Here is a 22717-nt window from a genome sequence, read left to right on the forward strand (position 1 = left end):
TTGCCGCACGCTTCACATTTTCTCATCCGGCATCTTCGAACATATGATCTAAATTTGAATAAGAGTTCATCTATGAGCGACAAACGAGTTGAAGAAGGGCGATTAGGCAGCCTGCCGATGGCAGAAGAAGAGCTGCTGGCGCGGGTGGCGTGGTCTTACTACCACGACGGATTAACGCAGAACGATATTGGCGAACGACTCGGCCTGCCGCGCCTGAAGATTTCGCGCCTGCTGGAAAAGGGCCGTCAGTCAGGGGTGATACGCGTACAGATTAACTCGCGTTACGAGGGTTGCCTGGCGCTGGAAACGGCGCTGCAGCAGCGGTTCAACCTTAAGATTGCCCGCGTGCTGCCCGCGCAGAACACGCCTTTGATGAGCACGCGCTTAGGCATTGGCGCTGCGCAATCGCTGATGGGCGTGCTGGAGCCGGGACAGCTGCTGGCCGTAGGCTTCGGCGAAACCACCATGAGCTGCCTGCAGCATCTGAGCGGCTTTATCGGCTCGCAGCAGATTCGCCTGGTGACGCTTTCCGGCGGAGTTGGGCCCTATATGACCGGTATCGGCCAGCTCGACGCGGCCTGTAGCGTCAGCATGATCCCGGCCCCGCTGCGCGTCTCTTCGCCGCAGGTGGCGGAAATTTTACGGATGGAAGCGAGCGTGCGGGACGTCATTCTCGCGGCAATGGCTGCGGACGCGGCGGTAGTCGGCATCGGCGCGATAAACCAGAAGCGCGACGCCACTATTCTGCGCTCGGGTTATATCAGCGAAGGGGAGCAGCTGATGTACGCCCGCAAGGGGGCGGTGGGCGATATCCTCGGCTATTTCCTGCAAGCGGATGGCAAACTGGTGGAAGGGCTGGAAATCCACCGCGAGTTACTGGGCGTGACGCTTGAGGATCTCTCGCATCTGCCGACGATTGTCGGCGTGGCGGGCGGGCCCGATAAAGCGGACGCTATTTATGCCGCGCTCCTTGGCCGCCGTATCAATGGCCTGGTGACGGAAGAAGAGACCGCGCGGGCGGTGTTAGCTCTGGCTGATTAACCCCGCGCAAAACAATTGCGGGGTCAACCGATGAGTTATCTGTTAGCGCTGGACGCCGGTACGGGCAGTATCCGCGCCGTTATCTTCGACCTTTCGGGCCACCAGATCGCCGTCGGCCAGGCCGAATGGAAGCATCTGAGCGTGGCCGATGTGCCAGGCTCGATGGAGTTTGACCTCGCGAATAACTGGCAGCTCGCCTGTCAGTGCATCCGTGAAGCGCTGCAAAAAGCGCATCTCCCGCCAGGCGCCATTAGCGCTATCTCCTGCTGCTCGATGCGTGAAGGCATCGTGCTTTACGACCGCAACGGCGACCCAATCTGGGCGTGTGCCAACGTGGACGCCCGCGCCAGCCGTGAAGTCAGCGAGCTAAAAGAGATCCACGATTTTCAGTTTGAATCCGAGGTGTACCACGTTTCCGGGCAGACGCTGGCGTTAAGCGCCATGCCGCGCCTGCTGTGGCTTGCGCACCATCGCCCGGATATTTATCGCGAGGCGGCGACTATCACCATGATCGGCGACTGGCTGGCGGCGAAGCTTAGCGGCGAGCTGGCGGTCGATCCTTCCAACGCGGGTACAACGGGCATGCTTGACCTCGCAACCCGTGACTGGCGGCCCGCGTTGCTGGATATGGCCGGGCTGCGGGCGGATATCCTTTCGCCGGTCAAGGAGACCGGTACGGTGCTCGGCGGCGTCACGCAGGAAGCCGCCGAGCAAAGCGGGCTGCTCGCTGGCACGCCGGTGGTGATGGGCGGCGGCGATGTGCAGCTGGGTTGTCTGGGACTTGGCGTGGTAAGAGCCGGGCAAACGGCGGTGTTGGGCGGCACCTTCTGGCAGCAGGTGGTGAACCTGCCGGCCATCAAGACCGATCCGGAGATGAATATCCGCATTAACCCGCACGTCATCGGCAATATGGTGCAGGCGGAATCCATCAGCTTCTTTACCGGCCTGACGATGCGCTGGTTCCGGGACGCCTTCTGCGCCGAAGAAAAACTGCTGGCCGAAAGGCTTGGCGTGGACGCTTATGCCCTGCTCGAAGATATGGCCGCGCGGGTGCCGGCGGGCTCCCACGGCGTGATGCCGATATTCTCCGACGCGATGCATTTCAAGCAGTGGTATCACGCGGCGCCGTCGTTTATTAATCTCTCCATCGACCCGGAGAAATGCAATAAAGCGACCTTGTTCCGCGCGCTGGAAGAAAACGCGGCCATCGTCTCGGCGTGTAATCTTGAACAGATTTCCGGCTTCTCCGGCGTGGAGTTTGAATCTTTAGTCTTTGCGGGCGGCGGTTCGAAAGGCGCGCTGTGGAGCCAGATTTTAAGCGATGTTACCGGCCTGCCGGTACGCGTGCCGGTGGTTAAAGAGTCCACGGCGCTGGGCTGCGCCATTGCGGCGGGCGTGGGCGCCGGGCTGTTTAACAATATGGCCGATACGGGCGAAAGGCTGGTGAAATGGCAGCGCGAATTTACGCCGAACCAGCAGCATCGCGAGCTGTATGACGAGATGAAAAGCAAATGGATGAAGGTGTATGCGGATCAGCTAACGCTGGTGGACAGCGGGCTTACGACCTCAATGTGGCAGGCGCCGGGGCTGGTAAAAGGATAACGGCCGGCGGATGGCGCTTTCGCTTATCCGCCCTACAACCGCGGACCAGAGGTCGATCGAATAAGCAGCGCGCCACCCGACGAATCACCGCAGCACGCAGGCCGGGTAAGCATCGCGTCACCCGATAAACCACAGCAATATGTAGGTCGGATAAGCAGCGCGCCGCCCGACAAACCACAGCAGCACGCAGGTCGGGTAAGCACCGCGCCGCCCGACGAATCACAGCAGCACGCAGGCCGGGTAAGCATCGCGCCACCCGACGAATCACAGCAATTGTAGGTCGGGTAAGCACCGCGCCACCCGACGAATCACACCAGCACGCAGGCCGGGCAAACACCGCGCCGCCCGACAAACCACAGCACTACGTAGGTCGGGTAAGCATCGCGCCACCCGACGAATCACAGCAGCACGCAGGTCGGATAAGCACCGCGCCACCCGACAAACCACAGCAATATGTAGGTCGGGTAAGCATCGCATCACCCGACGAATCACAGCAGCACGTAGGCCGGGCAAACACCGCACCACCCGACAAACCACAGCAATATGTAGGTCGGGTAAGCACCGCGCCACCCGACGAATCATCGTAATACGTAGGTCGGGTAAGCATCGCGCCACCCGACGAATCACAGCAATTGTAGGTCGGGTAAGCACCGCGTCACCCGACAAACAACAGCAATACGTAGGCCGGGTAAGCATCGCGCCACCCGACAAATCACAGCAGCACGCAGGCCGGGCAAGCACCGCATCACCCGATAAATCACAGCAGCACGCAGGTCGGTTAAGCACCGCGTCACCCGACAAACCACAGCAATACGTAGGTCGGATAAGCACCGCATCACCCGATAAATCACAGCAGCACGCAGGTCGGGTAAGCATCGCACCACCCGACAAACCACAGCAATACGTAGGTCGGGTAAGCATTGCGCCACCCGACATCGAACCTGATTAACCAGAGCGCTTCATCATCAGCCAGAGGCTAATCAGGAAGAAGCTGGCGCTTGGCAGCAGCGCGCCAAGGATCGGCGGAATGTTATAAACCAGGCTCAGCGGCCCGAAGATTTGGTCAAGCACGTAGAACACAAAGCCAAAGCTGATGCCGGTGACCACGCGCACGCCCATCGGCACGCTGCGCAGCGGCCCAAAAATGAACGACAGCGCCATCAGCATCATTACCGCAACCGACAGCGGCGCAAAGATTTTGCTCCACATATTGAGCTGGTAGCGCCCGGCATCCTGCCCGCTCGACTTCAGATACTTCACGTAGTTGTGCAGGCCGCTTATCGACAGCGCATCGGGATCCAGCGCCACCACGCCGAGTTTGTCTGGCGTGAGGTTTGTTTTCCACTCGCCGCTGACGGTCTGGGAACCGGTGATTTGCTTAGGATCGGTCAGGTTAGACTCATCTACCTGCGATAGCCGCCATACTTTGTGTTCCGCATCGTACTGGGCCGAAGCGGCATAACGCACGGATTGCAGACGGCGATCTTTGTTAAAGGCGTAAATACTGATGCCCGCAATCTGGTTGTTATCCTTCACTCGTTCAATATAAACAAAGTCCTGCCCATCTTTGGCCCATAAACCATTCTGGGTTGAGAGTAAGGAGCCGCCGAGCATCTGCTGCGCACGATAGTTACGCGCCATCTGCTCGCCCTGCGGCGCTACCCATTCGCCGATTGCCATCGTCAGCAATACTAACGGAATTGCCGTTTTCATCACGGAAAGCGCAATTTGCAAACGGGTAAAGCCGGAGGCCTGCATCACCACCAGCTCACTGCGCTGGGCCAGCATGCCTAACCCCAGCAGAGCGCCTAACAGGGCCGCCATCGGGAAGAAAATCTGGATGTCTTTCGGTACGCTCAGGACGGTGTATACCCCTGCGCCCAGCGCTGAATACTCACCCTGCCCGGCTTTTTTCAACTGATCGACAAACTTGATAATTCCGGATAACGACACCAGCATGAACAGCGTCATCATGATGGTGGTGAAGATGGTTTTACCGATATAACGGTCGAGTACGCCAAACATTTATGCCGCTCCTTTTTTACTGAAGCGCGCTCGGAATTGGCGCATCGGTACCGTATCCCACACGTTTAGCACCAGCGCGATGCCAATGTAGATAATGTTCACCAGCCACATCCAAATCATCGGGTCGATTTTGCCTTTTGCCGCATTCGACTTCAGCGACGTCTGCAGCAGGAAGAAGATCAGGTAGAGCAGCATCGCCGGGAGCATGGACAGCACGCGGCCCTGGCGCGGGTTGACGACGCTGAGCGGCACCACCATCAGCGCCATAATAAAGACGGTGAGCACAAGCGTAATGCGCCAGTGGAGTTCGGCACGGGCGTTAGGTTTATCGCTTTGCCACAGCGTGCGCATCTCCATCTGGCTGGCATCGTCCGGATTCAGCGCCACCGTCTGGTGCCCGACAATGGCCACGTAATCCTGGAAATCCGTAATGCGGAAGTCGCGCAGCAGCGCCGTGCCTTCAAAGCGGGTGCCGGTATTGAGCGTGACAACCTGTGAGCCGTCAGGCCGCACGGAGAGATGGCCTGAATCCGCCACGATAACCGACGGACGAGCATTGCCCTTTGGACGCAGCTGCGCCAGGAAAACATCGTTAAAGCTGGCGCCTTCGACGCTTTCTATAAACAGCACGGAGTTACCGTCGGTGGCCTGCTTGAATTGTCCCTGAGCCAGTGCCGCCATCCCCGGATTCGCTTTGGCTTCCGCCAGTACTTCATCCTGGTGACGTGAGGACCAGGGCCCAAGCCACATAGAGTTGATCATCGCCACCACGCCGGTAAAGAGTGCGAGGATCATCGCGGCTTTGATTAAGACTGCTTTACTCAGACCGCAGGCATGCATTACCGTGATTTCGCTTTCGGTATACAGCCGGCCAAGCGTCATCAGCAGCCCTAAAAACAGACTGAGCGGGAGAATAAGCTGCGCCATTTCCGGCACGCCCAACCCTAAAAGAGAAAGTACGAGGTTTGTCGGAATATCGCCCTCAACCGCCGCCCCCAGAATCCTGACCATCTTCTGACAAAAGAAAATCAAAAAGAGGATGAAGAGGATCGCAAGCTGGCTTTTGAGCGTCTCCCGAACCAGATATCTTATGATAATCACATTAAGTACGCCTGTGAAAACGAGTCTTTTTGCAGGAAAATCGCTTGTTTCATCGCTTATACGTCATTTATTCTCTTGAGTCGTCGAAAACATCGCTAAGATGAAACTTACCCGGCGAAGTGATACACAGGGTGATTTAACTGACGTTGTCGAAACCGTAAAAATACATTCGTTAAGATTAACACGAAGTCATCGCAACAGCGGATATGAGTTACGAAAGCTTGCAATTCTAGCTGTAGCCACCGCCGTTGTCTTTAAGATTCAGGAGCGTAGTGCATGGAGTTCAGTGTAAAAAGCGGTAGCCCCGAGAAACAGCGTAGTGCCTGCATCGTTGTGGGAGTTTTTGAACCGCGTCGCCTGTCCCCGGTCGCCGAACAACTCGATAAAATCAGCGATGGCTACATCAGCGCGCTTTTGCGCCGCGGCGAGCTTGAGGGAAAACCAGGTCAGACTTTATTGCTTCACCACGTTCCGAATGTGCTTTCTGAGCGTATTCTGCTGATTGGGTGTGGTAAAGAGCGTGAACTGGACGAACGTCAGTATAAGCAGGTTATTCAGAAAACCATTAACACACTGAACGATACCGGCTCGATGGAAGCCGTCTGTTTTCTGACCGAGCTGCACGTTAAGGGCCGTAATACTTACTGGAAGGTCCGCCAGGCGGTAGAAACCGCAAAAGAGTCGCTTTACAGCTTTGACCAGCTGAAAACCAACAAAAGCGAGCCACGCCGCCCGCTGCGTAAAATGGTCTTTAATGTACCGACTCGTCGTGAGCTGACCAGCGGCGAACGCGCGATTCAGCACGGTCTGGCTATCGCCGCCGGCATCAAAGCGGCAAAAGACCTCGGCAATATGCCACCGAATATCTGCAACGCGGCCTATCTGGCCTCTCAGGCTCGACAGCTGGCCGACTCGTACAGCAAAAACGTCGTCACCCGCGTTATCGGCGAACAGCAGATGAAAGAGCTAGGCATGCACTCCTACCTCGCGGTGGGCGACGGTTCCCGAAACGAATCGCTGATGTCCGTTATCGAATACAAAGGTAACGACACGCCGGACGCGCGCCCGATCGTGCTGGTTGGCAAAGGCCTGACGTTCGACTCCGGCGGTATCTCCATCAAGCCTGCCGAAGGCATGGACGAGATGAAATACGACATGTGCGGCGCAGCGTCCGTCTATGGCGTAATGCGTATGGTTGCAGAGCTGAACCTGCCGATTAACGTTATCGGCGTGCTGGCCGGATGTGAAAATATGCCGGGCGGGCGGGCATATCGCCCGGGCGACGTCCTGACCACCATGTCCGGGCAGACCGTTGAAGTGCTGAATACCGATGCGGAAGGCCGTCTGGTGCTGTGCGATGTGCTGACCTACGTGGAACGCTTCGAGCCGGAAGTGGTTATCGATGTGGCAACGCTGACCGGCGCGTGCGTGATAGCCCTGGGCCATCACATCACCGGGCTGCTGTCTAACCATAATCCGCTGGCGCATGAGCTGATTAGCGCGTCTGAACAGGCGGGCGACCGCGCATGGCGTCTGCCGCTCGGCGATGAGTACCAGGATCAGCTCGACTCCAACTTTGCCGATATGGCGAACATTGGCGGCCGTCCCGGCGGCGCGATTACCGCCGCCTGCTTCCTGTCCCGCTTTACCCGTAAGTACAACTGGGCGCACCTGGATATCGCAGGAACGGCCTGGCGTTCAGGCAAAGCCAAAGGCGCGACCGGTCGTCCGGTTGCGCTGCTGTCGCAATTCCTGTTGAATCGTTCAGGTTTTAACGGCGAAGAGTAACGGCGGCGCCTGAGCTTTTGTCGGACGGATTGACCTACGCCATCCACCTTGTTCCCGGTGGATGGCGTTTCGTTTATCCACCCTACCGCCTGCACGGTTTTGTAGGTCGGGTAAGCCTCGCGCCACCCGACAGAGGGTTTCTCATGATTCAGAAGATGCGAGTAAAATGAAAAACGCGACGTTCTACCTGCTCGACAACGACACGCCATCCGGCGAACTAAGTGCCGTTGAAGCGCTGGTGTGTGAACTTGCGGCAGAAAGTTTTCGGGCGGGCAAGCGCCTGCTCATCGCCTGTGTTGATGAACAACAGGCCGTCCGCCTGGATGAAGCGCTCTGGCAACGCGATGCCCACGCTTTTGTGCCGCACAATCTCGCCGGAGAAGGGCCGCGTTATGGCGCGCCGGTCGAACTCGCCTGGCCGCAGCGTCGCGGTAGCTCGCCGCGCGATGTGCTGATAAGCCTGCTGCCGCAGTTCGCAGATTTTGCCACCGCTTTCCATGAAGTGATAGACTTCGTACCTTACGAAGACACGCAAAAACAACTGGCCCGCGAGCGCTATAAGGCGTACCGCGTTGCCGGTTTCCACTTGACTACGGCGACTCATACCCCGCCGGGAACGACATAGCAGACAATGGAAAAGACATATAACCCGCAAGATATCGAACAGCCGCTTTACGAGCACTGGGAACAGCAGGGCTACTTTAAGCCAAGTGGCGATACCAGCCAGCAAAGCTTCTGCATCATGATCCCGCCGCCGAACGTCACCGGCAGTTTGCATATGGGTCACGCCTTCCAGCAGACGATCATGGACACCATGATCCGCTACCAGCGCATGCAGGGCAAAAACACCCTGTGGCAGGCGGGGACCGACCACGCGGGCATCGCGACCCAGATGGTCGTCGAGCGCAAGATTGCCACCGAAGAGGGTAAAACGCGCCACGATTACGGCCGCGACGCCTTTATCGATAAGATCTGGCAGTGGAAGGCGGAGTCTGGCGGCACCATCACCCGTCAGATGCGTCGTCTTGGCAACTCCGTCGACTGGGAGCGCGAGCGCTTCACCATGGACGAAGGCCTGTCCAACGCGGTGAAAGAGGTATTCGTCCGCCTGTACAAAGAAGACCTGATTTATCGCGGCAAACGCCTGGTAAACTGGGATCCGAAGCTGCGCACCGCGATTTCCGATCTGGAAGTTGAAAACCGCGAGTCCAAAGGCTCCATGTGGCACCTGCGTTATCCGCTGGCCGACGGCGCAAAAACTGCCGACGGCAAAGATTATCTGATTGTGGCAACCACCCGTCCGGAAACCGTACTCGGCGATACCGGCGTGGCCGTTAACCCGGAAGATCCGCGTTACAAAGATTTGATCGGTAAATACGTGGTGCTGCCGCTGGTCAACCGCCGCATTCCAGTTGTTGGCGACGAACACGCCGACATGGAAAAAGGCACCGGCTGCGTGAAGATCACCCCGGCACACGACTTCAATGACTATGAAGTTAGCCGCCGTCACGCCCTGCCGATGATCAACATCCTGACCTTCGACGGCGATATCCGCGAAGCGGCCGAAGTATTTGATACCAACGGCGAAGAATCTACCGTTTACAGCAGCGACATCCCGGCGGAATTCCGGAAGCTGGAGCGTTTTGCCGCGCGCAAAGCCGTTGTTGCTAAATTCGATGAGCTGGGCCTGCTTGACGAAATCAAGCCGCACGACCTGACCGTGCCTTACGGCGACCGCGGCGGCGTGGTTATCGAACCGATGCTGACCGACCAGTGGTACGTGCGTACGGCGCCGCTGGCGAAAGTGGCGGTAGAAGCCGTTGAACAGGGCGAAATCCAGTTCGTGCCTAAGCAGTACGAAAACATGTACTTCTCCTGGATGCGCGATATTCAGGACTGGTGTATCTCCCGTCAGCTCTGGTGGGGCCACCGCATTCCGGCCTGGTACGACGCCGAAGGCAACGTTTACGTTGGCCGTAACGAAGCGGAAGTGCGCGCTGAAAACAACCTGGGCGCGGACGTTGCGCTTAACCAGGACGAAGACGTGCTGGACACCTGGTTCTCCTCCGGACTGTGGACGTTCTCCACTTTAGGCTGGCCTGAAAACACCGAAGCGCTGCGTACCTTCCACCCGACCAGCGTAATGGTCAGCGGCTTCGACATTATCTTCTTCTGGATTGCGCGCATGATCATGCTGACCATGCACTTCATCAAGGATGAAGACGGCAAGCCGCAGGTTCCGTTTAAAACCGTTTATATGACCGGGCTTATCCGCGATGACGAAGGGCAGAAAATGTCCAAGTCTAAGGGTAACGTTATCGATCCGCTGGATATGGTTGACGGCATCTCCCTGGAAGATCTGCTCGAGAAGCGCACCGGCAACATGATGCAGCCGCAGCTGGCGGAGAAAATCCGCAAGCGCACCGAGAAGCAGTTCCCGAACGGCATTGAGCCGCACGGCACCGATGCGCTGCGCTTTACGCTTGCGGCGCTGGCTTCCACCGGTCGCGATATCAACTGGGACATGAAGCGTCTGGAAGGCTACCGTAACTTCTGTAACAAGCTATGGAACGCCAGCCGTTTCGTGCTAATGAACACCGAAGAGCAGGACTGCGGCTTTGAAAGCGGCGAGCTGGTGCTGTCTCTGGCCGATCGCTGGATTCTGGCCGAGTTTAACCGCACCGTGAAGGCGTACCGTGAAGCGCTGGACAGCTATCGCTTTGATATCGCAGCCGGCATCCTGTATGAATTCACCTGGAACCAGTTCTGCGACTGGTATCTGGAGCTGACCAAGCCGGTGATGAACGGCGGTTCTGAAGCCGAACTGCGCGGCACCCGCAATACGCTGGTGAACGTGCTGGAAGGTCTGTTGCGCCTTGCGCATCCGATCATTCCATTCATCACCGAAACCATCTGGCAGCGCGTGAAAGTGCTCAAAGGCATCAGCGACGATACCATCATGCTTCAGCCATTCCCGGCGTATAACAGCGCTCAGGACGATGAAGCCGCGTTTGCGGATACGGAGTGGCTGAAAGATGTGATCACCGCGGTACGTAATATTCGTGCCGAGATGAACATCGCGCCGGGTAAACGTCTGGAAGTGCTGCTGCGCGGCTGTAGCGAAGAAGCGGTCCGTCGCGTGAGCGACAACCGCACCTTCCTGCAAAACCTGGCGCGCCTGGAAAGCATCACCATCCTGCCGGTTGATGATAAAGGTCCGGTTTCCGTGACCAAAATTATCGACGGCGCAGAGCTGCTGATCCCGATGGCGGGCCTGGTGGACAAAGCCGCCGAGATTGAACGTCTGGCAAAAGAAATGGCGAAGATCGAAATCGAGATCGGCAAAATCGAAGGCAAGCTGTCCAACGAAGGCTTTGTAGCGCGTGCGCCGGCAGAGGTGGTGGCTAAAGAGCGTGAGCGTCTGGCTGGTTTCGCCGATGCGAAGGCGAAGCTGATTGAACAGCAGGCCGTTATTGCCGCGCTGTAGCTGAGCCGCTAAACGTAAAAAGCCGGGAGTAATCCCGGCTTTTTTATATTTTCAAAAACTTGCTCAAGTTTCTTCGAATAATTTTTCGATGGCGCGGGTTGGATAGAAAAGGGAATTTTCGTTTTCACCAACCAAAGGGATAAAACAGAGTTTTGTACAGAAGCGCTTAGCCCGATCGTTCAGCGCGTCCACAAACATGCCATGTACACCAGCCGCTTGTGATGCCAGAGAAACAACCTTCATGGCATGAGTCACCAGCATCGTTCCCCCTGCCTGCCCCTGTAAATCTTTATGAACCGCCGGACGCCCTGACGTCACGCCGGGTACATTTGCATAAGGGATTTTTCTCTGCTGAGTTTCTGATGGCAGCATCTCTTTTTCGAAGCAGCTTCCGGACAACGTATAGTAGCCCAACGCTTTTGGCCCTATATCGGCAGTAACGAGCACATATCCACGTAAAATCCCCCCGCCATGTTTCATAACTCACATGTTGCACGGAAGAACCAAGAGTGCTATTAACTCGCCCTACGTCCCAAAGAATCATGAGTTAAATGATGAACATTGCTGCTCCGGTCGATCTTGCCCTGCGCAGGATTTCCGCCCATGACAATCCTGCGATCGCCCGCGTGATCCGCGAGGTGTCCGCTGAATATGGCTTAACCGCCGATAAAGGCTATACCGTGGCGGATCCTAATCTGGATGAGCTTTATCAGCTCTACAGCAAACCTGGTCACGCTTACTGGGTGGTCGAGCTGGAAGGTAAAGTCGTTGGCGGCGGCGGTGTAGCGCCTTTGTCCTGTAGCGAACCCGATATCTGCGAACTACAGAAAATGTATTTCCTGCCGGCGGTGCGCGGCAAAGGCCTGGCGAAGCGGCTGGCATTACAGGCAATGGATTTTGCCCGCGAGCAGGGCTTTAAGCGCTGCTATCTGGAAACCACCGCTTTTCTGACCGAAGCCATCGCGCTGTATGAACGTCTGGGCTTCGAGCATATTTCCGAACCGCTCGGCTGTACCGGGCACGTGGACTGCGAAGTCAGGATGCTCAAAGCGCTTTAAACGGGTACGCCGCTATGAAAACGGAATTCGTTGTCGGAGCCCGAGATTAACGCAGCTTCCACTTCACCAAAAAAACGTACCCGATCGCTGATATCGCCACCGGCGATAAGTTCTGCAAGGGCAAGGTAATCCTGATAATGGCGCGCTTCTGAACGCAGCAGGGACAAATAAAACTTCTGCAGTTCGCAGTCCAGATGCGGCGCTAAAGCAGCAAAACGCTCGCATGAGCGGGCCTCGATATAAGCGCCGCAGATAAGCTTGTCGATAAGCATCACCGGCTCGTGAGTACGCGCTTCGCTCAGCAGAGCTTTAGCGTAGCGGCTGGCGGTAATTTTCACGTAGGGAATATTACGGGCAATCATCAGCTCGCGCACCTGCCAGAAATGATGCAGCTCTTCCTTGATAAGCAAAACCATACTATCGATAAGCGCTTGCCCCCAAATTGTGCGCGTTTTGGGCATCACGCTTTTGCTCAGGCCTTTATGCAGCGCGATAAAATCCGGCTCGGCCCCTTCACGGAAGGTAAAGTCTTCATAAGGCTTCAGCCACTCCAGCAGCGCCTGGGCGCTGGATTTATCAGCGACGTATTTGCGGATCAGCAGCATGGCGGTTTGCGCGGCTTTGAGTTCGCAGACCATATGGTCGGTAAGCAGCAGGGGAAGATGTTCAGGCTTGCGAGCTTTGTCTATCCACGCCGCAGGCGTCGGACAATGCAGGAAATTCAGGACCGGGGAAAGCAGTTCGGGGTAGTTCATGATTGCGTATTCATGGCTGACAAAAATGCAGCGGCGGAAGCCGCTGCACGGAAGGGATCAGTGACGCACTCCGTCGTCGTCTTCATCCACGTAATCTTCTTCTTCGCCTTCTTCACCTTCTTCGCCGTTCGGATCTTCGTAGTAGGTGCCCCAGCCGTCGTATTCCACGCCAAATTTCTCGGCAAGGTTCAGCAGCTGTTCAACCTGCTCATCCAGCAGTTCAGCCTTCAGGGCGCATTCGCTCAGCACGTCGCAGCAGATGACGGTATCGCCCTCTTCCACTTCGAGCTCTTCCGGATCGGTGACTTCATATCCCATTTTGAAGGCTTCAACCGCTGCTTTTTCCAGGGTTTCGAAGTCGTCTGCAGAAAGGTGATGTTCGATGGTGTACAGCGCGTCCGGATCGCTGCCATCTTCCAGTAATTCTTCAATAATCAAACGCGTTTCTTCGCGCTGCTCTTCCAGCAGTTCTGGATTTGCCATGGCCCTTTCCTCAATGTGTCGGCAGATACTTCTATTTTCACACACGCATCGGTTTGCCTCCACCTTTCCCGCGAAAGATTTGCGGCGCGGGGGTTGCAAATGAATATTCATACATATAAATTGAATTTTAATTCAATAAGTGGCATGAGCCATGTGAGGAAAAGATGAGTCACTTTTATCAAAAACACTTTCTTAAATTACTGGATTTTACCCCTGCGCAGCTTCATGAATTATTAGCTCTTTCCGCAAAGCTCAAGGCCGATAAGAAAAAAGGGAAAGAAACTCAAAAACTTATCGGTAAAAACATCGCGCTCATCTTCGAAAAAGACTCAACCCGCACAAGATGCTCTTTCGAAGTTGCCGCTTATGACCAGGGCGCGCGCGTCACCTGGCTCGGCCCAAGCGGTAGCCAGATTGGGCATAAAGAATCAATTAAAGATACCGCGCGCGTGCTGGGCAGGATATACGACGGCATTCAGTATCGCGGCTACGGCCAGGAGACTGTCGAAACCCTCGCTGAATTTGCCGGCGTGCCGGTATGGAATGGCCTGACAAATGAATTCCATCCCACGCAGCTGCTGGCCGATTTGCTGACCATGCAGGAACATCTGCCCGGCAAAGCATTCAATGAGATGACGCTGGTCTATACCGGCGATGCCCGCAACAATATGGGCAACTCCATGCTGGAGGCCGCCGCGCTGACCGGGCTGGATCTTCGCCTTGTGGCGCCGAAAGCCTGCTGGCCGGATGAAAAGCTGGTCGCCGAATGCCAGTCGCTGGCCGAACAAACCGGCGGCAAAATCACGCTGACCGAAGACGTTGCTGCCGGCGTAAAAGGCGCGGACTTCATTTATACCGACGTATGGGTATCAATGGGCGAAGCCAAAGAGAAATGGGCTGAACGCATCAAGCTGCTGCGTCCTTATCAGGTTAACAGCGCCATGCTTAAGCTTACGGGCAACCCGCAGGTTAAATTCCTGCACTGCCTGCCGGCTTTCCACGACGACCAGACGACGCTAGGTAAACAGATGGCGGAGCAGTATGGATTGCAGGGCGGAATGGAAGTTACGGATGAAGTGTTTGAATCGCCGAACAGCGTAGTCTTCGATCAGGCGGAAAACCGCATGCATACTATCAAGGCGGTAATGGTAGCGACGCTGGCGAAACTGTAACAGGGAATGGCGGATGGCGCTTGCGCTTATCCGCCCTCCCATCCAGCTCAGGCAGGTCGGTAAGCGCGGCGCCACCCGATAAACTAGCTAACCGTTTACGCCACTAAAAGCTTCACTACAACCTTACGCACCGCAGCCGGTTCGCCCACCGCGCACAGCGGCTTATGCACCTCGCCCGGATAGAACACCACAAAATCCCCTTCGCTTAACACCACCGTTTTTTCCTGCTCGCCTTCCGCCAGGAACGCAATGTCTTTGTCCGCCAGCCAGTCGGTATCAGGTTTGCCTGCGGGCAGGCAGCTGAAGGTCATGCCTTCCTGGCCACGCATTACGATCTGAATATCCAGGTAACGCCGGTGGAACTCGGCTTTACGCTCGGCAGCAGGCTGCGTGCTGTCTTCTGAAACCAGCATAAACAGCCGGTTGCCGTCGATATCATGCTTGCCGACCGGCGTTTGCGCGGTGATGTGCTGTTTAACGTGCTCGATGGCCTGGCGCAGCTCTTCAGGAAGCCAGTTTTGCAAAGCATGAATGTTGCCGATAATCATAGCGTTCAGTCCAATTTTGAAACAGTGTTTTATAAATACTTTTATACGAGACTTCGCTTTTTATCGCCACGGTTTTTTCACCAAAACCTGTGCTGGCGCATGTTTATTACGAAAGACGATATCACCTCGCCTGATTGCATAATTGTGTGAATTTACCGCTTGAAGTGTGCATGCACGCGCGTATAATGCGCCACAATTTGCCGGGAGGAAGCATGGTTCAGCGTGTTGAAAAAATTGCCACACCTCGTCGTCTGAAAGACGATGCGACGCCGTTTTCTTTCCGTTGCTTCAATCAATTTCAAAGGCCCCTCGTTGAGGGGCCTTTTTTTTGCCCGACGCCCGAGAACAGGAGATAAACATGGCTAACCCGCTGTATCAAAAACATATCATTTCCATAAACGATCTCAGTCGTGAAGAGCTTGAACTGGTGCTGTCTACCGCGGCGAAACTGAAAGCGAACCCGCAGCCGGAGCTGCTCAGGCACAAGGTTATCGCCAGCTGTTTTTTTGAGGCCTCCACGCGCACTCGTCTCTCGTTCGAAACCTCCATTCACCGCCTGGGCGCATCCGTTGTGGGCTTCTCCGACAGCAGCAATACGTCGCTTGGCAAAAAAGGCGAAACGCTGGCGGATACCATCTCCGTTATCAGCACCTACGTCGACGCCATCGTGATGCGCCACCCGCAGGAAGGCGCTGCGCGTCTGGCGACTGAATTTTCCGGCAGCGTGCCGATTCTGAATGCCGGCGACGGCGCAAACCAGCATCCGACCCAGACGCTGCTCGACCTGTTCACCATTCAGGAAACGCAGGGGCGCCTGGAAAACCTGCATATCGCGATGGTTGGCGATCTGAAGTACGGCCGCACCGTGCATTCCCTGGCGCAGGCGTTGGCGAAATTCAGCGGCAACCGCTTCTACTTTATCGCGCCGAATGCGCTGGCGATGCCGAAGTACATCCTCGATATGCTGGATGAGAAAGGCATTGCGTGGAGCTGCCACGAAGCTATCGACGATGTGGTGACAGAGCTGGATATTCTGTATATGACCCGCGTGCAGAAAGAGCGCCTCGACCCTTCTGAATACGCCAATGTGAAAGCCCAGTTTGTGCTGCGCGCGGCAGACCTGGCAGGCGCCCGCGAAAACATGAAGGTTCTGCATCCGCTGCCGCGCGTGGATGAAATCACCACCGACGTGGATAAAACGCCTCACGCCTGGTATTTCCAGCAGGCAGGCAACGGCATTTTTGCTCGCCAGGCGCTGCTGGCGCTGGTGTTGAATCGCGAACTGGCTTAAGTGAGAGGAAAAAGAGATGACGCACGATAACAAATTACAGGTTGAAGCCATTAAACGCGGCACGGTTATCGATCATATCCCGGCGCAGGTAGGCTTTAAGCTGCTGACGCTGTTCCAGCTGACCGAAACCGAGCAGCGCATCACCATCGGCCTGAACCTGCCTTCCCGCGAGCAGGGCCGCAAAGATCTGATTAAAATTGAGAACACCTTCCTGACCGACGAGCAGGTAAACCAGCTGGCCCTGTACGCGCCGCACGCCACCGTCAACCGCATCGACGAGTATGAAGTGGTCGGCAAGAGCCGCCCGACGTTGCCAGAACGCATCGACAAGGTGCTGGTCTGTCCGAACAGCAACTGCATCAGCCGCAGCGAGCCGGTTTACTCCTCGTTCGCGGTGAAAAAGCGCGGCGAAGAGATCAGCCTGAAGTGCAAATACTGCGAGAAAGAGTTCGCTCATCATGTGGTACTGGCCGATTAGCGCAACCGCTAATGACAACCGGGCTCCCTTCCCTATAATGGGCGGGAGCTATTTTGTTTGTAGGGTGGATAAGCGTCAGCGTCATCCACCGCTCACATGTTGGCGGGTGACGCGCAGCTTACCCGCCCTACGAACTTAGATAAGGAATGAAAATGTCTTCTCGCACCATCAGCACTGAAAACGCACCAGCAGCCATCGGCCCATACGTTCAGGGCGTTGATCTTGGCAGCATGATTATTACTTCTGGCCAGATCCCGGTCGATCCAAAAACCGGTACCGTAGCGGATGACGTGGCCGCTCAGGCGCGCCAGTCTCTTGAAAACGTGCAGGCTATCGTTGAAGCGGCAGGCCTGAAGGTTGGCGATATCGTGAAAACTACGGTTTTTGTAAAAGACCTCAACGACTTCGCCACGGTGAACGCCACCTACGAAGCCTTCTTCACCGAGCACAAAGCAATTTTCCCGGCGCGCTCCTGCGTGGAAGTCGCTCGTCTGCCGAAAGATGTGAAGATTGAAATTGAAGCGATCGCCATTCGTCGCTAGTTCCGCAGCGTTAAAAGATGAAGGCCGCAAGAGCGGCCTTATTTTTACGGGGTTACCTGGCGCTTGCGCGCAGCAGCTTTTGCAGCGGATAAACGGCAGCGATAACCACCTCATCCTGCGTTTGCGCCGCTTCATCCAGCTGTTTTTGAATGCTCTCCCGCTCGTCGCCGCTTAGCGTTCCCTGTCTGGCCACCAAATCGGTCAGGCGCAGCCCTATTCCCGCCAGCTTATCAACGCCTTCCGCCACCGGTTTCAGCCCTTTCAGCTGATAATTACCGTCGATCAGCGCCAGCACGTCCGGCGTGTTGCTCTGCCAGCGCGCAAAGGTATGACGCAGGGACTCCGCGCTGCTGCTCTCTTCCGGATCGGCGATAAGTTTATCCACCCAGCCGTCCATGGCGCGAACCTGGCTGCTTTCCGCTGCCAGCGCATCCGCAAAACGGTTAAGCGGCTCGAAGTGATGATAATTTCCGGCCTGGAACTTCAGATGCTGACGCGTGTAATACTGCGCGGGCTCCACGGCCTGGGCGAGGATCTGCAGCGGCATAATATCCGGCGTACCGGCAAGACGCGTCATCTGCTGCACGGCAGCGGTGTGCTGGCGCAGGCCAACGGAGACGGTCGTCCAGGCATCAATCGCCTGTAAGCGCTGATACATATTATCGATCTCTTTTACCTCTTCCGTAGACCACAGACGCTCCGCCACGGCAAACGCGCGCGGCCAGAGCTTGATATCAATCAGCCCGGCGGAGACGTTTTCCGCCCACAGCGCGGCTTCGCCCCCCAGAATATTATCCATCTGTTCCGGCGTCGGCACGACCGGCTGCACGCCATCCGGCACGTTAGCCAGCTTTTGTCCCGTCGCCGGGTAGCGCACATTGCCCACCAGGAAATAGCCGCTCAGCTTATCGTTTTCCACCGTCACCACCGGGCGCGTCTCGCCCATCCAGCTATCTACCGTGAAAGTCACCTGATGGCCGCTCAGCCACTCAATATCACGCACCGCGCGGCGGGATTTCCCCTTGAAGTCGATGAACCCCCGCCAGCCGCTTTTGTCATTCACCAGCGTGAAGCTGCCTTCTACCGGGCTGCCCTTCAGGCGCGGCATGGTAAAGAACCAGCTTTGCGCGCTGTCAGCAGGCGTGATTTGATCGATCCCGTTCAGGCCCTGCGGCAGGATCTCATTGCGGTAGTGGTAAGCCGTCGATTGAGGTTGATCGAGATAAAAGCCCGTCGATAAGATCCCCTTATAGCCGTTGGCGGCGACGGCGCCCAGAGCGTCCTGCCCTTGCCAGGACTGAATCAGAATGCTTTTCGGCAGATCCGGATGGTAGATCTCATCCCAGCCCATCATCTGGCGATGATGCTTTTCGAGAATTTTCTCCAGCCGCTGATTAAAATAAGTCTGCAGCGCGTGGGTATCGGCAATGTTGTGCTGCTTCATAAATGCCTGAATCGGGGCGGATGCTTTCCACTGGCTGTCGTCGACCTCGTCGCCGCCAATATGCAAATATGCATCCGGGAAAATAGCCGTCAGCTCACCGATCATCGCATCGGCAAATTTATAAACCGCTTCGTTGGCCGGGTTCAGCAGCGGCTTAAGCACGCCCCAGTGGCGCTCCATCTGGTACGGCCCCGGCGCGCTCATTAACTCCGGGTAGGCAACGGCAATGGCCGATGCGTGTCCCGGCATATCCATCTCCGGCACCACGCGAATTCCCAGGGTTGTTGCGTAGCGAACAACCTCTTTCATCTGCGCCACGGTATAGAACTGCCCGTCGCTGGCGAGCTGCTGCAGTTTTGGGTATTTCGTTGAAGCGAAGCGCCAGCCCTGATCGTCGGTGAGATGCCAGTGCAGGACGTTGAATTTAGCGGCCGCCATGCCGTCAAGCTGACGGAGAATATCTTCAACCGGCACAAAGTGACGGGCAGAATCCAGCAGCACGCCGCGCCACGGGAAGCGCGGCGTGTCCTTAATCGCGACGAAAGGAATGGAAGTATTCTGCGGCCCGTTCTGGATAAGCTGCAGCAGCGTTTCCATGCCGCGCATCGCACCGAAGCGCGTGTTGGCGGTCAGCTTAACCCCGTCCGCCGTCACGCTCAGCTCATAGCTCTCATCGCTGCCGAGCCTGGGTAGCGGACTGACAGCCTTATTGATGTGAATATCAATGGTTGGGCTTGCAGGATTGGCCTGCGCCGGCTGCAGCTGCCAGCCGGTTTGCTGCGCAATGCGCTCGCGCCAGCGCTCCGTGGCCCCTTCGAGCCTGTCGCCGCTGATTCTTATCGACACGGCGTTATCCAGCGCCAGACTGCCTTCCGCCGCCGGACGGGTCACCTGCTGCGGCCAGGGCATCAGCGGCAGATCCCCTGCCGGGGCCGCATTTGCCTGGCAGGCTACGGCGATGCAGCCGGCTAATAAGCCAAAACGTATTGATTTAAACATGAATATTCCTTTCACATGACGGGCCAGAAAAAGCAAAAATACTCTGGTAACACGTGGAGGAATATTCATCAAGACTATGGCGCGATGCAGATCACATCCCGCCAGGTTTAAGACTACTGCCAGCCGTAACGACGGGCATAGAAGCCTTTTACGCCCTGGGTCAAGGTCATATAGCCGCCGAGAATCAGCACCAGCCACGGGAAGTAGCTAAGCGGCAGCGCCTGAAGATGCAGATAGCCCGCAAGCGGCGAGAACGGCAGCGCAATACCCAACGCCATCACCACCAGCGTCATCGCCATCAGCGGCCATGCGGCACGGCTCTGGATAAACGGAATGCGCCGGGTACGGATCATATGCACAATCAACGTCTGCGACAGCAGGCCCACCACGAACCAGCCGGACTGGAACAGCGTTTGCGCTTCCGGCACGTTAGCCTGGAATACCCACCACATGACGCAGAACGTCATGATGTCGAAGATGGAGCTGATTGGGCCGAAAAACACCATAAAACGCCCTAAATCCGCCGGCTCCCAGCGCTGCGGTTTAGCAATTTGCTCGTCGTCCACGTTATCGAACGGGATCGCCACCTGCGACACATCGTAGAGCAGGTTCTGAATCAGCAGGTGAATCGGCAGCATCGGCAGGAACGGCAGGAAGGCGCTCGCCACCAGCACGCTGAAGACGTTGCCAAAGTTAGAGCTGGCGGTCATCTTGATGTACTTCAGCATGTTGGCGAAGGTGCGACGCCCTTCGATAACGCCTTCCTTCAGTACCATCAGGCTCTTTTCGAGCAGGATGATATCCGCCGCTTCACGAGCGATGTCCACGGCACCGTCAACGGAAATACCAATGTCCGCCGCGCGTAACGCGGGCGCATCGTTAATGCCATCGCCCATAAAGCCGACAACGTGCCCTTCGCCGCGCAGCAGGCGCACGATGCGTTCTTTGTGCATCGGCGTCAGGCGAGCAAACAGCGTAGTGCGCAGGGCAAGCGCTGCCAGCTCCTCATCGCCAAGGCTTTCGATTTCGCTGCCGGTAACCAGCTTACCCACCTCCAGCCCAACTTCACGGCATACTTTCGCCGCCACCAGCTCGCTGTCGCCGGTGAGGATTTTGACGGTGATGCCGCTTTCCTTCAGCGCTTTTAGCGCGGGTGCGGTCGTTTCCTTCGGCGGATCGAGGAAGGCGATATAACCCTCAAGGATCAGATCGGATTCATCGACGCGGCTATAGTCTTCCTGACGAGCGGGAAGAAATTTGCTCGCCACCGCAACCACGCGCAGCCCCTGGCGATTAAGATCGTCAGTAACTCTGCGAATACGTTTAAGCATCGCGTCGTTTAGCGGCACGATCTCATCGCCGTGGCGAACCTGAGTACAAACGTTCAGGATCTCCTGCAGCGCGCCTTTGCAGATTAGCTGATGAGCGTCAGGCGATTCGGAAACCACTACCGACATGCGGCGACGTTCAAAATCGAACGGAATCTCATCCACTTTCTGCCAGCGAGCCACGGCCTTGCGGGCATTTTCCGCATCCACGCCTTCCAGCACCGCCACGTCCAGCAGGTTTTTCAGGCCGGTCTGATAATGGCTGTTCAGCCACGCCGCCTGCAGCACGCGGTCGCTTACGCCGCCCAGAATATCGGTGTGCGTTTCCAGAATGATACGATCCTGGGTCAGCGTGCCGGTTTTATCGGTGCACAGAATATCCATGGCGCCGAAGTTCTGAATGGCGTCCAGATGCTTGACGATAGCCTTCTGCTTCGAGAGTTTTACCGCACCGCGAGCAAGCGTTGAGGTGACGATCATCGGCAGCATTTCCGGCGTCAGGCCAACCGCAACGGAGAGCGAGAATAGCGCGGCTTCCCACCAGTCGCCTTTGGTGAACCCGTTGATCAGCAGCACTACGGGCACCATGACCAGCATAAAGCGGATCAGGAGCCAGCTCACGCGGCTGATGCCTTTCTGGAAAGCATTAGGTTCATTTTCCTGCTGGGTTACGCGCCCGGCCAGTTGGCCAAACCAGCTATTGCCGCCGGTCGCGATTACCATCGCAAGCGCCGTGCCGCTTATCACGTTGGTGCCCATAAAGCACAGCGTGTCGCACTCGAGCGGGTTGCTGTGCTGAGCTTCACGACTGAAAGCCGCTTTTTCTACCGGCAGCGATTCGCCGGTTAACGAAGCCTGCGCCACGAACAGATCGCGCGCCTGGAACACGCGTAAATCAGCCGGGATCATATCGCCCGCTGCAAGCTTTACGATATCGCCCGGCACCAGCTGGTCGAGGGGAATGTCGATATAGCGGCTCTCGCCTTTTTCATTGATGACGCGCATCACCGTGGCGGTGTTGCTGACCATCGCTTTCAGCGCATCCGCCGCTTTGGTGGAGCGGGCTTCCTGAATAAAGTTGAGCAGCGTTGAGATAATCACCATCAGCGCGATAACGCCCGCGCCGAACAGGTCGTCCTCTGTGGCATAAGAAAAGATGCCAAGCAGCGTCAGCAGCAGGTTGAACGGGTTGCGATAGCAGCTCCACAGATGCTTCCACCACGGCGTCGGCGCCTGGGCGGGGATCTGATTCGGGCCGTGCGCTTCCAGCGCGTCTTCCACTTCCCGGGCATTCAGACCTTCAGGATGGCTGGAAAACTCGCGATAGAGCTGCGCTTCGCTCGCGTAAGCGTATTTCAGGCACGCTTCAGCTAGCGTGGCGGGAATTTCCGCCGCCTGAGAGTTGGTTTTGCCATCCGGCATCGGGTCGCGCTGAATCAGGCGGCGTGGCAGATGGCGGCTAAGTTGCATAAGCAACTGCCGGGTCAGATTTTTAAACAGCATCATAGTCCCTTAGCGCCACACGATGCGGCGCCTGGCTGTCCTGCAGGCACGGCTTAGCCCACCTTGCAGGTC

At 56.7% G+C, this 22717-nt stretch carries 20 protein-coding genes; 12 read left to right on the forward strand and 8 right to left on the reverse strand.

The window, feature by feature from the left end:
* Positions 1–72: 72 nt before the first annotated feature.
* Complete coding sequence (gene lsrR, locus WLO31_RS17635) at positions 73–1041, forward strand: transcriptional regulator LsrR (RefSeq protein WP_435927918.1); 969 nt, start codon at positions 73–75, stop codon at positions 1039–1041.
* A gap of 30 nt (positions 1042–1071) precedes the next feature.
* On the forward strand, positions 1072–2643 hold the full coding sequence (gene lsrK, locus WLO31_RS17640) for an autoinducer-2 kinase (protein WP_435927919.1): 1572 nt from the start codon (positions 1072–1074) through the stop codon (positions 2641–2643).
* Positions 2644–3588: 945 nt separating this feature from the next.
* Here lsrK and lptG read toward each other — a convergent pair.
* Together lptG and lptF are read right to left on the reverse strand one after the other, a co-directional pair.
* A complete protein-coding gene (gene lptG, locus WLO31_RS17645; protein WP_435927920.1) occupies positions 3589–4668 on the reverse strand; it encodes an LPS export ABC transporter permease LptG in 1080 nt (359 codons plus the stop codon).
* Positions 4669–5769: an LPS export ABC transporter permease LptF gene (lptF, locus tag WLO31_RS17650; protein ID WP_435927921.1), complete on the reverse strand. Its 1101-nt coding sequence runs from the start codon at positions 5767–5769 to the stop codon at positions 4669–4671. It lies immediately after the preceding gene.
* Positions 5770–6045: 276 nt separating this feature from the next.
* Between lptF and pepA the strand changes: the two genes are divergently transcribed.
* The 3 genes from pepA (at position 6046) to WLO31_RS17665 (ending at position 11044) form a co-directional block, all read left to right on the forward strand.
* Positions 6046–7557 (forward strand): leucyl aminopeptidase, encoded by a 1512-nt coding sequence (gene pepA, locus WLO31_RS17655; protein WP_435927922.1) that lies wholly within the window; start codon positions 6046–6048, stop codon positions 7555–7557.
* A 166-nt stretch (positions 7558–7723) separates the two neighbouring features.
* A complete protein-coding gene (locus tag WLO31_RS17660) occupies positions 7724–8182 on the forward strand; it encodes a DNA polymerase III subunit chi (protein ID WP_435927923.1) in 459 nt (152 codons plus the stop codon).
* 6 nt (positions 8183–8188) lie between these two features.
* A complete protein-coding gene (locus WLO31_RS17665) occupies positions 8189–11044 on the forward strand; it encodes a valine--tRNA ligase (protein WP_435927924.1) in 2856 nt (951 codons plus the stop codon).
* A 63-nt stretch (positions 11045–11107) separates the two neighbouring features.
* Here the strand turns inward: WLO31_RS17665 and WLO31_RS17670 are convergent, their stop codons facing one another.
* On the reverse strand, positions 11108–11524 hold the full coding sequence (locus tag WLO31_RS17670; protein ID WP_435927925.1) for an N-acetyltransferase: 417 nt from the start codon (positions 11522–11524) through the stop codon (positions 11108–11110).
* Between the two features lie 71 nt (positions 11525–11595).
* Between WLO31_RS17670 and WLO31_RS17675 the strand changes: the two genes are divergently transcribed.
* A complete protein-coding gene (locus WLO31_RS17675; RefSeq protein WP_435927926.1) occupies positions 11596–12102 on the forward strand; it encodes a GNAT family N-acetyltransferase in 507 nt (168 codons plus the stop codon).
* Here WLO31_RS17675 and miaE read toward each other — a convergent pair.
* Together miaE and rraB are read right to left on the reverse strand one after the other, a co-directional pair.
* On the reverse strand, positions 12099–12857 hold the full coding sequence (gene miaE / locus WLO31_RS17680; protein ID WP_435927927.1) for a tRNA isopentenyl-2-thiomethyl-A-37 hydroxylase MiaE: 759 nt from the start codon (positions 12855–12857) through the stop codon (positions 12099–12101). The genes WLO31_RS17675 and miaE overlap by 4 nt on opposite strands.
* Positions 12858–12914: 57 nt before the next feature.
* On the reverse strand, positions 12915–13340 hold the full coding sequence (gene rraB, locus WLO31_RS17685; RefSeq protein ID WP_435927928.1) for a ribonuclease E inhibitor RraB: 426 nt from the start codon (positions 13338–13340) through the stop codon (positions 12915–12917).
* 99 nt (positions 13341–13439) lie between these two features.
* Here rraB and argL point away from each other — a divergent pair, with 99 nt between their 5' ends.
* On the forward strand, positions 13440–13508 hold the full coding sequence (argL, locus tag WLO31_RS17690; protein WP_420808845.1) for a putative translational regulatory protein ArgL: 69 nt from the start codon (positions 13440–13442) through the stop codon (positions 13506–13508).
* Positions 13505–14512 carry an ornithine carbamoyltransferase gene (gene argF, locus WLO31_RS17695; RefSeq protein WP_435927929.1) on the forward strand — a complete coding sequence of 336 codons (1008 nt, stop codon included), beginning with the start codon at positions 13505–13507 and terminating at the stop codon, positions 14510–14512. The genes argL and argF overlap by 4 nt, the downstream gene beginning before the upstream one ends.
* Before the next feature lie 95 nt (positions 14513–14607).
* On the opposite strand, the gene WLO31_RS17700 is transcribed toward argF, so the two are convergent.
* Positions 14608–15060, reverse strand: coding sequence for a YhcH/YjgK/YiaL family protein (locus WLO31_RS17700; protein WP_435927930.1), 453 nt, complete (start codon positions 15058–15060; stop codon positions 14608–14610).
* Positions 15061–15272: 212 nt separating this feature from the next.
* On the opposite strand from WLO31_RS17700, the gene WLO31_RS17705 reads away from it, so the two are divergent.
* The 4 genes from WLO31_RS17705 (at position 15273) to ridA (ending at position 17371) form a co-directional block, all read left to right on the forward strand.
* Complete coding sequence (locus WLO31_RS17705) at positions 15273–15416, forward strand: pyrBI operon leader peptide (RefSeq protein ID WP_435927931.1); 144 nt, start codon at positions 15273–15275, stop codon at positions 15414–15416.
* A 2-nt stretch (positions 15417–15418) separates the two neighbouring features.
* Positions 15419–16351 (forward strand): aspartate carbamoyltransferase, encoded by a 933-nt coding sequence (gene pyrB, locus WLO31_RS17710; protein ID WP_435927932.1) that lies wholly within the window; start codon positions 15419–15421, stop codon positions 16349–16351.
* 16 nt (positions 16352–16367) lie between these two features.
* On the forward strand, positions 16368–16829 hold the full coding sequence (gene pyrI / locus WLO31_RS17715) for an aspartate carbamoyltransferase regulatory subunit (RefSeq protein WP_435927933.1): 462 nt from the start codon (positions 16368–16370) through the stop codon (positions 16827–16829).
* Between the two features lie 152 nt (positions 16830–16981).
* Positions 16982–17371 carry a 2-iminobutanoate/2-iminopropanoate deaminase gene (gene ridA, locus WLO31_RS17720; protein WP_435927934.1) on the forward strand — a complete coding sequence of 130 codons (390 nt, stop codon included), beginning with the start codon at positions 16982–16984 and terminating at the stop codon, positions 17369–17371.
* A gap of 52 nt (positions 17372–17423) precedes the next feature.
* Here ridA and WLO31_RS17725 read toward each other — a convergent pair whose 3' ends face one another.
* Both WLO31_RS17725 and mgtA read right to left on the reverse strand, forming a co-directional pair.
* Positions 17424–19814 carry a beta-N-acetylhexosaminidase gene (locus WLO31_RS17725; protein ID WP_435927935.1) on the reverse strand — a complete coding sequence of 797 codons (2391 nt, stop codon included), beginning with the start codon at positions 19812–19814 and terminating at the stop codon, positions 17424–17426.
* Positions 19815–19927: 113 nt separating this feature from the next.
* Positions 19928–22612 carry a magnesium-translocating P-type ATPase gene (mgtA, locus tag WLO31_RS17730; RefSeq protein ID WP_435930662.1) on the reverse strand — a complete coding sequence of 895 codons (2685 nt, stop codon included), beginning with the start codon at positions 22610–22612 and terminating at the stop codon, positions 19928–19930.
* Between the last annotated feature and the right edge of the window lie 105 nt (positions 22613–22717).

Source organism: Dryocola sharpae (genome assembly GCF_051307055.1).
In the GTDB taxonomy this organism is placed as follows: Bacteria; Pseudomonadota; Gammaproteobacteria; order Enterobacterales; family Enterobacteriaceae; genus Dryocola.